Annotated in this window: 13 protein-coding genes; 11 read left to right on the plus strand and 2 right to left on the minus strand. The window is 70.5% G+C overall.

The features are described 5' to 3' along the window. Positions 1–92 precede the first annotated feature (92 nt). The 8 genes from ACFU9P_RS12180 to ACFU9P_RS12215 all read left to right on the plus strand — a co-directional run bounded on the left by ACFU9P_RS12180 (position 93) and on the right by ACFU9P_RS12215 (position 7,339). Positions 93–803: a hypothetical protein gene (locus tag ACFU9P_RS12180; protein WP_384079188.1), complete on the plus strand. Its 711-nt coding sequence runs from the start codon at positions 93–95 to the stop codon at positions 801–803. A gap of 32 nt (positions 804–835) precedes the next feature. Next, positions 836–1,285 carry a hypothetical protein gene (locus ACFU9P_RS12185; protein WP_384079191.1) on the plus strand — a complete coding sequence of 150 codons (450 nt, stop codon included), beginning with the start codon at positions 836–838 and terminating at the stop codon, positions 1,283–1,285. Positions 1,286–1,328: 43 nt separating this feature from the next. Further along, the gene (locus ACFU9P_RS12190; RefSeq protein WP_384079194.1) at positions 1,329–2,084 is read left to right on the plus strand and encodes a hypothetical protein; all 756 of its coding nucleotides are present in this window, start codon (positions 1,329–1,331) and stop codon (positions 2,082–2,084) included. Positions 2,085–2,182: 98 nt separating this feature from the next. Next, positions 2,183–2,950, plus strand: a complete 768-nt coding sequence (locus ACFU9P_RS12195; protein WP_384079197.1) for a hypothetical protein — start codon at positions 2,183–2,185, stop codon at positions 2,948–2,950. Positions 2,951–3,218: 268 nt separating this feature from the next. Then, positions 3,219–3,440 (plus strand): hypothetical protein, encoded by a 222-nt coding sequence (locus tag ACFU9P_RS12200; protein WP_384080023.1) that lies wholly within the window; start codon positions 3,219–3,221, stop codon positions 3,438–3,440. A gap of 194 nt (positions 3,441–3,634) precedes the next feature. Further along, on the plus strand, positions 3,635–4,777 hold the full coding sequence (locus ACFU9P_RS12205; RefSeq protein ID WP_384080026.1) for an AAA family ATPase: 1,143 nt from the start codon (positions 3,635–3,637) through the stop codon (positions 4,775–4,777). After that, positions 4,774–6,576, plus strand: coding sequence for a hypothetical protein (locus ACFU9P_RS12210; protein WP_384079200.1), 1,803 nt, complete (start codon positions 4,774–4,776; stop codon positions 6,574–6,576). Before ACFU9P_RS12205 ends, ACFU9P_RS12210 begins: the two co-directional genes overlap by 4 nt. A gap of 208 nt (positions 6,577–6,784) precedes the next feature. Continuing rightward, positions 6,785–7,339 (plus strand): hypothetical protein, encoded by a 555-nt coding sequence (locus ACFU9P_RS12215; protein WP_384079203.1) that lies wholly within the window; start codon positions 6,785–6,787, stop codon positions 7,337–7,339. 44 nt (positions 7,340–7,383) lie between these two features. Here ACFU9P_RS12215 and ACFU9P_RS12220 read toward each other — a convergent pair whose 3' ends face one another. Both ACFU9P_RS12220 and ACFU9P_RS12225 read right to left on the minus strand, forming a co-directional pair. After that, entirely contained in the window at positions 7,384–9,804 is a 2,421-nt protein-coding gene (locus ACFU9P_RS12220) for an ATP-binding protein (protein WP_384079206.1), read from the minus strand. Then, positions 9,801–10,217 carry a hypothetical protein gene (locus ACFU9P_RS12225; protein ID WP_384079209.1) on the minus strand — a complete coding sequence of 139 codons (417 nt, stop codon included), beginning with the start codon at positions 10,215–10,217 and terminating at the stop codon, positions 9,801–9,803. The genes ACFU9P_RS12220 and ACFU9P_RS12225 overlap by 4 nt, the downstream gene beginning before the upstream one ends. Before the next feature lie 495 nt (positions 10,218–10,712). On the opposite strand from ACFU9P_RS12225, the gene ACFU9P_RS12230 reads away from it, so the two are divergent. The 3 genes from ACFU9P_RS12230 (at position 10,713) to ACFU9P_RS12240 (ending at position 14,623) form a co-directional block, all read left to right on the plus strand. After that, positions 10,713–11,993, plus strand: coding sequence for a hypothetical protein (locus ACFU9P_RS12230; RefSeq protein WP_384079212.1), 1,281 nt, complete (start codon positions 10,713–10,715; stop codon positions 11,991–11,993). Positions 11,994–11,999: 6 nt separating this feature from the next. Next, entirely contained in the window at positions 12,000–13,301 is a 1,302-nt protein-coding gene (locus ACFU9P_RS12235) for an MFS transporter (protein WP_384079215.1), read from the plus strand. Positions 13,302–13,369: 68 nt separating this feature from the next. Continuing rightward, on the plus strand, positions 13,370–14,623 hold the full coding sequence (locus tag ACFU9P_RS12240) for an ATP-grasp domain-containing protein (protein WP_384079218.1): 1,254 nt from the start codon (positions 13,370–13,372) through the stop codon (positions 14,621–14,623). The last annotated feature ends 38 nt before the right edge of the window (positions 14,624–14,661 follow it).

The raw sequence follows: 14,661 nt of genomic DNA on the forward strand, positions 1-14,661 counted from the left end.
ACCAGTTCCCGGCGCGGCCAAACCGCCGGATCTCCGGATCCTCAATGACGTGCGCTGAACCGCCGCTCCTGTTCCCTCTTGAGAGGCCCTCCATGTCTGCCCTTCCCGATGTCGTCATCGCACGGCAGCCGAGCGGAAACGTCACTGCCGAAGGCGGTGACGAACTGGCCACAGCCCTTCTCCAACGCGCGGGGTTCGTCGTCCAGACCGCGCCCCGCTTCGCCCCCTGGTACCGGCTGCCGTGGGACCTGGGCGAAGAACGCGAGAACGAGATGGCCGACCACGCCGCCCGGATGCTCACCGCGGTCGGCTACCAGGTCGACCTCGACCCGAGCCTCGGCACCTCACCCATCACCACACCCACCGATCCGAGCGGCGCCCGCGTCCACGGCCAGCTCATCCTGGCACTGACCGAGCAGCTCACGGCATCGGAAACGTACGACACGACGGCATCTCTGACCGAGGAGGTCCTGGATCCGATCGACGGTGTACTGGCGCGGTTGAGCGAGTTCTTCGACGCCGCCGCCGAACAGGCCAACGCCGCCGACAACGAGGACGGCTTGGACCTGGGCGGCCGTTTCACCGACGCCGCCCGGCGGCTCACCGAGATCAGCGAGGACCTCCACGTCGCCGACGACCGGCTGCGCGCCCTCGGCCCACCCGCCGTACCGAACTGGCAGGCCCAGCTCACCGCCTACCGCGAAACCGCCCCGCCACAACACGCAGGCGCCCCGGCCACCGTGCTCACCCAGTCCGCCGCCACGGCGCTGCCCACACCGCCGGCGCCCCGGCGCTCCCGCTGACCACCAACTTCCGTTCCCCGAAAGGCCGCTTCATGTCCTTCCTCCACGAGGAGTACGGCACCGACGCCGAGATCTACCGCAGGCAGTTCAGCACCGAGGTCATCGCCGACAGCAGCAACGCACACGCACACCGGATCCTGAAGGCGTGCGGCTTCACCGAGAGGTCGATACCGCCCCTCTACGTCTGGCACCAACTCCCCGCAGGTCTCGGCGAGGAGGAGAAGAAGGCCCGGTCCACCCGCGCCGTGTGCCTTCTGCGCGCTGCCGGACTCGACGCGAACATCGACGAAACCCTCCTGTCCCCCACCGCACACGCAGCCGTACCCGCCGAGATCCACCAGGACCACACGCTCCACAGCAGCGCCGCCGCGTCATCGTCGCCCGCCGCCGAAGCACACCCGCCGACAGGCACCGATGCGATCACAGCAGTCCCCGCCGCGTCCGGCACGTCCGCTTCTGCCGTTCGGGGCCATGGCCGCTAGGAATACCGGCCCCCGATGCAACAAGGAAGGAGAAGCATCCCTCATGCGCCCAGAGCCGACCACGGTCACCTTCCAGCGCGACAAGGGCCTGGTCACCGCGCGGATCAACGGTGACTCCTCCGGCGGGGAGCCCGCCGCTGCCGTGCTGCACCGCGCGGGCTTCGTCCCCGTCGCCCGCCTGCACGAGCACTTTCACCGGCTGCCCACCGACATGACCGACCCGGACGAGCAGCGGCGCACTGTCACGCGCGCCGTCGACATGCTGCACGACGAAGGCTTCGCCATCTCATCCGACGCCGAACTGATCGATCACAGCCAGCGGTACTCCGCCGGACCGGAGAGGAGTCCCGGCGACCAGGTGGGTCATCTGACCGAGGTGATCTCCACGGCCGGTCACACGCGTGACGTCGTCGCCGCGCTCGGTGAGCTGACCGCTCCCGGTAACGGTGTCGTGCACGCGGTCGTCGACGCTCTCGACGCGACCGCCGACTGGTGGGAGGGCCTGGGCGAACCGGCCGATCCCCACTACGCGAACCGTCTGCGCCACATCACCCGTGAACTCGACTCCTACGCCCTGGAAATCCGGGCAATGCGCGGCGACCTGGCCGACCGGCACACCGAACAGCCCTCACGGGGCCGGCCAGCCGCCGACCCGGATCCGGCCACGACAGCCCGGGTATCTGCGGCCCGATCCGTCTCACCCCACGGCCAGGGCATCGCCACCAGCACCGTCACGGCCGACCATGCCACGCAATCGGGCCTGCCGCCCACACGCCCCTCGTCCGCGCCCGGCCGCTGACCACCGCCTCCCCGGAGACCCACCGATGCCCTCTGCCCGCAGATTCGGGACCGCGCCTGACTGTCCCCTCGTTGCCGCCCGTCCCGGATGGATCCGCCATGCCCACCACCGAGCACCACCCCCGCCCCGACATCGCGATCGGGCACCACCCCCATTACGGCATCACGGCCGCCAACCCCAAGCGCCTCCCCGCCGGCCAGTGGATGCTCGAACGCCTCGACTTCCGCCCCGTCCCCGGCCACCCCACCCTGTATGCCCTCACCGACCAGGCCCGCTGGGGGCAGGACCGCGCCACACGGGCCGTCGCCTACCTGCGCAGGGCCGGCTACCGAGTCGACGCAGACACCGCGTTCGAACCCCTGACGGACCACCGCCCCGCTCCCCAGCACGACCAATCAGTGCGTGTCGAGCCCGACGTCGCGTTCGCCGAACATCCGCAACTCGGCATTGTCGCCGCCACCGCCGACGGCGGCGACCTTGGCGGCCAGTTCCTCGAAGAGCACGGATGGCGGCACAACCTCCGTCTCGATATCTATGCCCTGCCCGCCACCACCGACCGCGGCGAGGCGCTCAGCAAGGTCACCCGAGCCACCCTGGCCATGCACCGAGTCGGCCTTCAGGTAGCGGTGCATCCCCACCTCGCCCGGGAGACAGCCGCACGCCGGCCAACCGCGCCCACGTCGGCAGCGCACGACAAGCGCGACCAGAGCTTCGCCGCTCCCACGTCCCGCGTCAGTACTGCCGCGCTCGCCGCCAGCCCCACTCGCGCCGGCCTGCCCGCCAAGCCGCCGCTCCCCGCCCCCGGCGTCCCTGCCCCGGCGGCGCGCCAGGTGGATCCGCGCATCGCGTTCACCCGCAACCGCTGACTTTCAACTCTCGTAAGGGGACGTTCCCATGGCCGTTGTTGGTACACCCGGCTATTAGCACGTGCGGAGAGGCGAGTCAGGTAGCTGCGGGGCGGTGAGGCCCGCCCTGGAGCATGTCGGCAGTCATTGCCCATCGTTCGTGGTCCAGCCACGCACCGTTGATGTGCTGGAAGCTCCGGGCGCGCCTCGCCTTCGCCCAACACCCCACCGCTTTTCCGCCACCACCGATAGGAGATCCGCCTTGCCCGAAGCACCAGCAGAGCCGTTCATGACGATCCGGCACGCCATCACCGGCGAGATCACCACCACCGGCTACAACGCCGCCGCCCGGCGGATCCTGCTCCAGGCCGGCTTCGAAGAGACGCCAGGCTGCGCCTGCCGGGCGACGGAACCCGGTACGGAGCGGACGCACGGGCCTGCTCGGCAGCCGGCGAGCTGCTCGTCGCCGGCCATCCCCTGCACCTGGACCGAGCCCTCGGTCGGCCGGTGAGCGCCGACGGTACGCCCCGGTTGGCCCGGTCGCCGATGTCGGCACAGTCCGTGATCCGCTCCGAGAGCGGCCAGCCTCTCCAGCACGTCGCCAGCCCCGCCCGCACCCGTACCTGTTGAAGGGAGCCCGTTTTGACCACACCAGGAACGCCTACCAGTCCAGCGCGCACCAAGGGCGGCGAACTACGGGCCAAGGTGGCCCGACTGCTGGCCGACCGGCCGGCGGACACGCTCACCATCGGGGACATGGCCAGGCAGCTGGGCCACTCCCACGGCGCCGTCCGCAACGCCGCCCTCACCCTGGTGCGACGCGGCGAGGCCGACCAAAGCGGAACCGGACAACCGGAGTTCCGCGCGAACGCGAAAACCGCCGCAGCCGCGCAGACCGCTGTGATCAGCCCACCGGGCACCCACTCTCCCCGCGCCCAGGCGGCCACGGCCCGCACGACCATTCCCGCAGCAGCCACGCCCAGGCAGACCGGCCCGATCCGCCGCGCGGGGGGCCAGCTCTACCACCCCCGGGAGCTGGCCGATCTGCCCGACGTCGAGGCGTTGAATCGCTTGCGCGACGCCGACGTGCCGGTGCTGCTCTACGGCCCTCCGGGCACCGGCAAGACGAGTCTGGTCGAGGCGGCGTTCCCGGACCTGCTCACCGTCGCCGGTGACGGCGACACCACGGTCGGCGACTTGATCGGCGAGTACACGCAGGACGACGCGGGAGCCTACGTCTTCCAGTACGGTCCGCTGGTCACCGCGATGACCGAGGGTCGCGCTCTGCTGATCGACGATGCCACCTTGATCTCACCGAAGGTCCTGGCGGCGCTGTATCCCGCGATGGACGGGCGCAGGCAGATCCAGGTCAAGGCCCACAAGGGCGAGACCATCAAGGCCGAGCCGGGCTTCTACGTGGTGGCGGGCCACAATCCCGGCGTCCACGGCGCGGTGTTGACGGAGGCGCTCGCGAGCCGGTTCAGCGTGCAGATCCAGATCGGCACGGACTATGACCTCGCCCTGGCCTTGAGGATCGATGCCCGGGTGGTCCGGGTCGCCCGACACCTCGCCCACCAGGTCGAACTCGGCGAGCTGGGCTGGGCCCCCCAACTGCGGGAACTGCTCAGCTACCAGAGGACCGAGGCCGTCCTCGGCTCCAAAGCCGCGCTCGCGAACCTGGTCGGCATCGCTCCTGTGGAGGATCGCGACGCCGTCGCCGCTGCCGTCGTCAAGGCTGTCGGCGTCAAGGAGGTCGCGCCCCTCACCCTCGGCAAGCAGCTCTCCGCCTCAGCCGCCCGGCAGCCCCCGGGCCACGCCGGCTCCGCACACCGGGGCCGCTCGCGATGAGCGCCCGCCACCACGTCCAGTCCCCCGCCACCACGCCGGACGACGACGCCGACCTCGCGCGCTGGGACGACGACGGCGCCCCGCCCGCGCGACCCCGTTCCTCCCCGCACTTGTGGCTGCGCGTGGGAGCCGAACTCGGCGACCGGCTGGTCGACCTCTCCGGCCGCCAGGACCTCCTCGTCACCTGCCGCCCCGGCACGCGCAGCGGCGCACCGGCCGCGTTCTTCCCCACTCTGGGCGAGGTCGAGTTCGACGCCGGCCTGTTCGCCCCGCTCCAGCCCCACGAGATCCATCCGCGGATCGTGGGCGACGAGGACCGGTATCCCGCCGCCTGGGGAGTGTTCGTCCACGAGGCCGCGCACGCGGCCCACTCCGTCTGGACACAGCCTGCCGGAGCGGACCCCCGTGTCGTCGAGGCCGCGCTCCTGCTGGAGGAGAGCCGCGTCGAAGGCGCACACCTGATCACGCGGCCCACGGACCGCACGTACCTGCGCACCAGTGCCCGAACCCTGGTCATGCCCGACATCGCCCACCCCACCCTCCAGGGCATCGAGCACGCCGCCGGCGTGGCGGCCCTGGTCCTCGGCCGCCGTGACGTCGGCATCCTGGACGCCGGCGAGACCCGGGCCGTCGCCGATCTGTGCGAAAAGGTGCTGGGCGCAGACCTGCTGGCCACACTCACCCGCATCTGGACCGCAGCCCATCAGTGCGCCGACCACGACGCCACGACCATGCTCGCGCACGCTCAACAATGGTGCGACGCTCTGGACACCGCGGCCCCCGCCCTGCCCGTGCCGGAGAACCTCACCGATCTGCTGTCCGGCGCCGTGCGGGTCGTCATGGACAGCACGGCCGCCACCGACGCCGCCGACCTCGCGGCACAGGCCGCAGCGGCCAACGCCATGGCCGCGCAGTCCAAGGCGCAGGCACAGGACCGCGCCCAGCGGGCCGGCCAGCGACGCAAAGCCGCCGCTACCGCCAAGTCGGTCTTCAACGCCCGTGGCACCACCGTCACCCCCGACGGCACACCGGCGCCCTACGGCAGCAACCCGGTTACCGGCACCCGCAGGCCCACCGCCGCCGAGCAGAGTGCCGCCGCGCGCCTGAGCCGCGCCCTGCGCGCCGCCGCCTACCGCGAGCGGACCGAGGAGCGGACCACCAGCCCCACCCCGCCCGGCCGCCTCAACATGCGCGCGGCCCTCGCCCGCGACGCTCAGCGCGCGGCCGGATCGGTCCCCACCGCACAACCGTTCACCCACACCCGCCGCCGGAACTCCCCCACCCCACCGCTGCGTGTGGGTATCGCCGTCGACGTCTCCGGCTCCATGCGTGCCGCCTGCGCGCCCGTCGCGTCCGCCGCCTGGATCGTGGCACGCGCAGCAGCCCTGACCGACCCCGACTCCCTCACCGCCACCATCGCCTACGACAGGCACCTGACCGCACTGACCCGACCCACCCACCGAGCACCAGAGCGCGTGACCACGTTCAATGCCAACGGCGGCCACCACAACCTCGGCGACGCCATCGACGCACTCGACCACGGCCTCGAACTCAGCCGCCCCGGCACCGGCCGCCTCCTCGTGATCGTCACCGACGCCGTCTACACCCCCGACGAAACCGCTCAAGCCGTCACCCGCGTCAAGCAGCTCACGACCGCCGGCTGCGCCGTACTCCAGCTCACCCTCACCGCCAAGTCCCGCCACTTGCCGGGGACCACCTTGCTGCACCTGCCCCAGCCCTCCAGCGCTCCCGTCGCCATCGCCGCGGCGGCCACAGACGCCATCCGCAGGACACGCTGAGACGACGCAGAAGGCGGAAGCGTCCCCGAGACCACCGCCAAGCACTCCAGAACACCTCCGTCCGCCGCATGAATCGTGCATCTGATGCACGACCCTCCGCAACGACGCAGGCCACCACCCCAACCGCCAACGAAAGGCACTCGATTTGAAGCCCCAGACCAGCAGCCCGACCTCGAACGTAACGCCCATCAAACGGAATTCCCCGGGGGTGAAGAAGCTCTGGCACATCACCCATTCCTGCGGGCACAAGGCCGAGCGCGACTTGTCCAACCGTGCGGCCGACCGTCGCGCGGGCTTCGCCGAGTGGCTCGCCAATCGGGAGTGCACCGACTACTGGCGGGCCGCGAGGACGACCGGCGAGCAGGACAAGGCCGCCTGGCTGGAAGCAAGGCGCGCCGAGGAGCAGGCCGAATCGGACGCCTGGTCCGCGCAGTACCGCATGCCACCGCTGGAAGGCACCGTGCGTGCCGTCGCCTGGGGCGTGCGCTGCCGCCACCAGATCCTGGCCGACGCCTACACCGCCCTGGTCCTCGAAGGCGACACCAGCGAGGCGCAGTGGGAGGAGATCGAGGAGTCGACGAGCGCGATGGCGTCCCGCTTGAACTCCTCTGTGTACCGCTTCGTGTACTTGCTTCCCACCTGGTGCTACTTCCTCTGGAACCTCAGGTCCCAGTCTCCAGGTGTCCACGATCAAGGGGAAGCTTTAGCACGCCCTCGCGCCGCCCCGATCGGCCGGTACCGCCGATGGCCGGTACCGCGGTGATCGGGGTGGTATTGCATCCGCTGGCCACCGCCATCGGCCTCACTTCAGGTGTCGGTCCAAGAACCGGCACCCGTCCTCCAGCTGTCACAGGTCACTTTGAACTGCACAAGGGATTGGGCGGCGGCGGGGGCTTCGGCCGCGCCAATCCGCTGGTAGAGGCTCACCGCTTCGCGGAGATTTGAGAGGGCTGCGGGGTAATTCCTGGTGAGCTCGCAGCAGCGGGCGACGCCTTCGAGAGCGCGGGCTTCCTCAAGCTGATTGCGGATCGTGCGGGCGAGTTCCAGGGCGCGCTGGTGATGAGCCTGCGCCTGTCTCGGGTCCCCACATTTCAAATGAAGCGTTCCGATGCGGTTCAGCACCTCCGTCTCACCGGCCCGGTCACCGATGTAACGGTAGGCGTCGTGAACTTGCTCCAGTACAACAGCGGCACCTGTGTAGTTCCCGGTTGCGATCTGCACAGCCGCCATGTGGTTGAGCGCGTTAGCCTGACCGTTTCGGTCGCCGATGTCGCGGTAGACGTCCAACGCTTCCTCCAGCACCACGGTGGCGCCGGGATGATCCCCCGTCGCGATCCGCACAACCCCCACACCGTGGAGGGCGTGGGCATGGCCGAGCCGGTCTCCAGTGTCGCGGTAGGCGGCGAGGGCCTGCTCCAGCACCGCGGTGGCGCCGGGGTAGTCCCCAGTCGCGATCCGCACAGCCCCCAGGTAGTTGAGAGCGTGGGCTTGGCCGTTGCGGTCGCCGATGCTGCGGTAGGCGGTGAGGGCCTGCTCCAGCACCGCGGTGGCTCCCGGATAGTCCCCGGTCAGCCACCGCACACCTCCCAGGTAGTTGAGCGCGTTGGCTTGGCCGAGCTGGTTGCCGGCGGTGCGGTAGATGTCCAGGGCCCGTTCCAGCGCCACCGTGGCCCCCGGATAGTCCCCAGCCAGTCGTCGTACAGCCCCGAGTTCGTGGAGGGCGCCGGCTTGGCCAGCTTGGTCAGCGACGTGTCGTGCCGCGGTGACGGCAGCGATATGCAAGGTGGTGGCTTGCGCCCAGGGACCGTTGTTGCGCAGGTGCGCAGCGATTGCAGCGGTGAGGCCGACGATGCGGGCGTGGTGGTGTGCGGTGGCGTGGTCGATGCAGGCAAACAGGTTGGCGCGCTCCATGACCATCCATGCCTGCGCTCGGTGCCGGTCGGGCAGGTCGGGTGCCACTGTCGGAGGGGCGACGGATGCAGTGACAGCGGGGCGGGGGCTGCGGGCGAGTTGGGCGTCGGCGCGGTCGGCAGTGTGCTGGTAGTAGTTCAGCAGTCTCCTAAGCGCCTGGTCGCGCTCGACGGCACGGTCACCGGCGGCGAGGTTGTGAGCGTAGGTGCGCAGCAGGTCGTGCAGGCGGTAACGGCCGGCGGCCGGAGAATCGATGAGGTGGTCGTCGTAGAGGGCTTCCAGCTCTCGTCGTGCTCGGGCGAGCGGGATGCTGGCGATGGCAGCCGTGGCGTAGGCGTCCGTATCGGTGCCCGGATGCAGGCCCAAGCGACGGAAGAGGCGTTGCCGTTCGGTGGGCAGGGCGCGGTAGGAGGTGTCGAAGGCTGCGGCGACGGCGCGGTCATCTACGGCGAGTTCACTCAGGCGATCGCGGGTGGCGGCGAAGTCGTCGGCGAACTCGGCGAGGTTCCAGTGAGGGCGGTGCGCGAGACGGCCGGCGAGCAGCGCGATGGCCAGTGGCAGGTAACCGCACAGTCGCACGATCCGCGCAACGGCATCGGTGCCGGCGGCCGTCGTGATGGTGCGGTGGGCCAGACGGGTGAACAGCAGATGCGCGTCGTTGGGCGGGAGGGTGTCCAGTGCCAGGGGAGTGGCACCGTCCAGGGCGGCGATGCGCCGCCGGCTGGTGACCATCACCAGGCAGCCCCCGGATCCTGGCAGCAACGGCTCGACCTGCGCGCGGCCGGCGGCGTCATCCAGCACCAGCAGCATTCGCTTCCCGGTCATCCGGTCCCGCCACAATCCGACGCGGGCTTCGAGGCCGTCGGGGATGTTGCGCGGGTCCACGCCGATGCAGAGCAGCAGTGCGGCGAGAGTGTCGGCAGGGTCGGCCGGGTTCTGGCCGGGGGTATGGGCCTGCAGGCGCACGAACAGCTGCCCGTCGGGGAAGCGGTCGGTGAGCTGGCGGGCGGCGTGTACGACGAGGGCGGTCTTGCCTACCCCGGGCATGCCGTCAACGGTGTGGATGGACACCACCTGGGCCGGCTGGGCGGCGGCGGCCAGGAGCTGTTCCACCTCGGCCTGGCGGCCGGTGAATTCGGCCACGTCCCGCGGCAGGGTCCGCAGCGTGGTGACCGGCGCGGGCGTCGTGGACGCCTCCGGGGTGACGTGCAGGTCCCGCCCGGCCATGTAGACCCGCGCGTTGCCTTCGGCATGCGCCTCGATACGCATCGGCGTTGTGAAGTTCTCACCTACGTCTTCGTTCGGGGAGGTGGTCATGAGCCGGTGATGTGCTGGTCGCGGCCAGCCATATACACCCGGGCGTTGTCACGTGCTTCCGCCCGCATGACGAGCGACTGGATCCATGCCTGCTCGCCTGGGGGCAGAGCCGGGGTGAGCTGTTCGTCCAGCAACCGCTGCAGCTCGGCGGCCAGGGTGGGGTCGTCGAGGAGGAGCTGCTGCAGGTGCAGGCGCCAGGTGCCCGCCAGGGCCTGCTCGGTGTCTCCATCACCTTGCTGCCGGGCAGCGAGGACCCGGGCGCGGAGGGCTTCCAGCTCGGCTCCTATGTGGTCGGCCTGCTCGGGACGGATCCGTCTCCATAGGGCTACCGTCGCCGCTCTTGCCTGCTGCCAGGCGTCCGTGGCCATAGCGCTGACCAACGCCGTTCCTGCCGCGAGCACGATCGGATCCATCCATCCCCCTTGCGGAAGGCACCCGGAGAATCACTATACGTGCGCAGAGGGTTACCAGGGAGGGGCCCCGGCAATGTCGGCCCGTGGCCGGTCTGGGCAAGTGACCGCTGGCGTTGCCGTGTGTGCGGCCGGGTTGAGTGACAGGACGACTACCTTCGATGACAACGGACACCCGTCGACAAGTGACGTCACTACCGCTCGATAAAGCCACCGCCACGGACATCGGGCCGGAGGCCGACCCGGTTGCCTGCCCGGCAGGCTGCGGTCTCGACATCGTCGCCACCGCTGGCCACGCGAACGGCCACTGGCCCGTCTACGCAACGACGCCTACACCTCGTGCTCCGCCTGCACAGATTTCGCTTACAGCCACGGCCTTTGAACGGACAGTCCTGACCGGGGTGCGTCTACCACCCTTTTCCGGCCGGGCCAAATCGCGGAATGTGCGGATCGTCTCTCCTCGGTGGCCGGTACCAGGCCCATGCGACTACCCCGAGGTTGAACGTGATTCCCCACCTGCGACGGGGCGATACAGCCCTCTCCGCTCTCACCTATCTCTACGATCAGGCCGCGCAGGAAACCGGCGTGCGCCCTCGCCTGATCGACGGCGACTGCCACGGTGCGCCGATGGACATGGACGACGTGGCCGGCCTCGCGACGGCGGTCCAGGTTCGTCACGGGCGAGAGGACGCACAGCCCGCCTTCGACCGTCCGATCATGCTCTGCACCATCCGGTCGAGTCCCGACCTTCCCTCTCCGAACGACGAGGAGTGGGCGATGTTCAGTCGTCGCGTGCTGTCGGCGGCCAGCCTGCTCGGTGAGATCGACGGGCAGGGATGCCGATGGCTTGCGCTGGGCACCTCCGAACGGCAGGTGCACCTCGTGGCGAGCCTCGTCCACGATGACGGGCGGCCCGCACGTTCCCTCTACAACCTCAACATGGCTGTCTGGCGGGAGTGCCAGAGCATTGACACCGAGTATGGAAGCCGTTACCCGGACGCGGCGGTCACCGTGCGCCCGGTCAACCTCAGCCCCGCGCCGAGCGTCACCGTCGTCATCACCGGCAACCCCACCGGCAGCGTGGTGGCCGAGGGCGCCAGGGACGACCTCTCCGCCGCGCTCCTCAAGCACGCCGGCTTCCAGCAAATCCAGGACTGGTATGGCCGCCGTCACCGGTTGCCGACCACCACATCGGAGGCGGACCGCGCCTCCATCGCGTCTCACGCAGCCGCAATGCTCCGCGCCGCCCGGTATAGCGTCGAGCTGGATTCCGCGCTCGACAGTGGTCGGCTGACCACCCCGACCGACCCGTACGGGGCCTATGTCGCCGGAGGGCAGATCTTGCGGCTGACGGATCACATCCGTGGTGCCGCGAACGCTGCCGAGGCCGCCCATGCGGTCGATCAGCTCCTCGATCCGGCCGACGGTGTTCTGGTCCGGCTTCAGGAGGCCCTCGAAGCCGCCGGGGAACAGGTCACCGACTTTGATGACGAGGCCTGGGAACTCGCCGACCGCTTGACCGCCGCCGCCGAGCAACTCACCACCGTCGGAGAGGAACTGGCCGGAACGGCTGCGGAGATACGCATCCTCGACAGCCCGCCGCAATGGGAAAGCAGCGACCGGTCCAGGAGCGCCGCCCGCAGCGGGGTCCCCGTCGCCGGCGCGGCCCGCGCCACGTCACCTGCTTCGGCCAACGTGCCGCCCTCGCTGGGCACATCGGCGCCCGCGTCCATCACGCCCGCGTCTCCCGCGCAGGGCCCCAGCCCGCGGACTCGGTGAACCGTGATGCTCTCCTCCCGTTCCTCTTCACCCGGCCTGACGCGTACGTATCTCATCCGTGCCGCCGATGGTCTGGCGAGTATGACGGCCTCGTACGCGATTCCGCTTCTGGTGCTCCTCACCACGAACTCGACGACGCTGACGGGCGTCGCGTTCGTTGTGCAGTGGGTACCGCGACTGGTGTCCTTCTCCTTCGCCGGATCGCTCGTGGACCGGTGGGGTGCCGGCCGGGCCTTCCGTACCGCCAACCTCGTCCGGGCTGCGGTGGTTGCGGTGGCCGGCGGGGTGCTGCTGGTTCTGCCTGCGACCGGTACGGCGACCACCTGGGTCGTCATGACGTTCGGGGCTGTTGCGGGGCTGGTGGCGGAGGTGTCCTTCGTCGCGGTCGAGACCCTCGGCGCCGCAGCCGGCCGCCGGCCCGGCGAGCGGGCGCACCGGGTCCAGGCGGTGCAGACCGGTATCGACCAGGGTGCCCTGCTGCTCGGGCCGCTCCTCGGCGCTCTGGTGCTGCTGGCCGGTCCGCCCGTGCTGATGGCGGTCATCGCCGCCCTGGCCGTGACGGCGGCGGCCGGTGCGCGGGGTCACGGTGGCCTGGTGGATCACCGTCCGGTTCCCAGCAGTCTGCTGACCGGCTGGCGGACCCTGCGCCACATCCCGGCGCTGGCCTGGCTGGTGGGCGGTCTGGCCGCCTCCAATCTCTCCCTCGGTGTGCTCCAGGCCGCCACGCCCATCACCGTGGTGCAGCAGTTCCGCCGGCCTGCTGTGGACGTGGGGATGATGTGGAGTCTGGCGGCCGTGGCGTCCCTGTTCGCCGTCTGGGCCGCCCACCGCGCCCTTAGCCGCTGGCCCGTGTGGCCGGTCGGCGCGGCAGCCGCCGCCTTCTCCACCGCGGCGTGCCTGGCCACCGCCCTCGTGCCCGGCTTCCGTTCTTACACCGTGGTGGTGGCGGTGCTGATGGCCGCCGACGGTGTGCTGACCGTGGTCCTGCGCACCCTGCGCGGCCGTCTCATCCCCGCCCGCGCGTTCGGCTCCACCCTTGCGGTCACGATCATCCTGCTCCTGCTGCCGTTTCCCGCCGCCGGAATCCTCGTCGCCGCCGTACCCGCCGCCGGCCTCCCTCACCTGCTGCTGGCGTGCGCCGTTGTCCAGGGCGTCGTGCTGGGCGCGTGCTTCGCCGGGCTGCGCCGGCACCGCGCCGAGGGCTACCGGGCGCTGTCGCCGGTCCGCGCATCCGGCCCGGCCACAGCTCACACGGCTCCGGCTGACACGCAGGCCAGTGATCCGGCTGTCCCGGTCGATGCCCCGTGAACACCCTCACACGACCGCGCCCGGTTCTCCTCTCCTCTGCCCAACCCCCTTTCTGTGGAGGCTTTTCCATGTCACGGTCCACGCTTGTCGCTGATCCGGTTCTGATCGTGGTCGGTGGTACGGACCCGGTGCTGCGCGGCTACTGCATGGAACAGGCTGCCGCCGCGTACCCGGTCGCGCTGATTGACGCCAAGCCGCCGACATGGCAGCAGGATCTCGTGGTCGACCACGAGGTCGCCGATCCCCGGGACTCCGCCTCGGTGATTGCCGCCGGACTCGCGCTGGCCGAACGCCACACCATCGCCGGCGTCCTGACCTGGGACGAATACGCCCTCGTCGCGACCGCGCACCTCACCGCCCGGCTCGGGCTGCCGGGCAACACGGTCGCGTCGATGAACGCCTCCCGGGACAAAGCGGCCAGCCGCCGTCACTTCGCCGAGCACAACGTGCCGTCCGCGACATCCACCCGCGTGCATACCCTGCCGGAGGCGACCGCCGCCGCGCACCGCACAGGCTTCCCTGTCGTGCTCAAGCCTTCTTCCCACGCGGGGAGCATCGGCGTCATCCGTATCGACAGCCCCGAAGACCTCACGGCCGGGTGGGAGTTCGCTGTATCCGGGGCCGGGGAGCAGGGGCGGGAGGGCAGCGGTGTCCTGGTCGAGGAGTATCTGGACGGTCCGGAGATATCCGTGGAGTGCGTCACCCTGCACGGCGTGACCACCGTGGTGGCGGTCACCCGTAAGGACGTTGGTTTCGCGCCGTACTTCGAGGAAGTCGGTCACACCGTCACCGCCGGCGACCCGCTCGTGTCCGAGGTGGCCCCGGTCGCCGCCCACGCGTTGCAGGCCCTCGGTGTGACGGACGGGGTGCAGCATGTGGAGATGCGCCTGACGGCCACCGGGCCGAGGATCGTCGAGGTCAACGCGCGTATCGGCGGCGACATGATCGGCGAACTCGTCCGCCTCGCCACCGGCATCGACCTACCCCGCATCGCCGCCGACATCGCCTGCGGAAACACACCCGACCTCACCCCCACCAAACACACCACCGCCGCGATCACACTGCTCTACCCACCCACCGCAGGCACCCTCACCGCCCGCCACCTCCCGGCCGTACCCGGCCCGTTGAATCCGTGGCTGCGCCAGGTGACCTGGCTGCGCAATGTCGGCGACCAGGTCTGCCTCCCGCCCACCGCCATCCCCGGCGCCGCCCGCATCGGGTTCCTCATCGTCACCGCCGACAGTCCCGATGACGCACGCAGCCGCCTGGCGTCCCTCACCGAACAGCTCACCCTGGCGGTCGAACCCCACGCCACCACCTGAACCGCCGCCGGCCCGCAACCGCCCCGGGCCCGGAGGGC

This window comes from Streptomyces sp. NPDC057617, from assembly GCF_042800555.1.
In the GTDB taxonomy this organism is placed as follows: domain Bacteria; phylum Actinomycetota; class Actinomycetes; order Streptomycetales; family Streptomycetaceae; genus Streptomyces.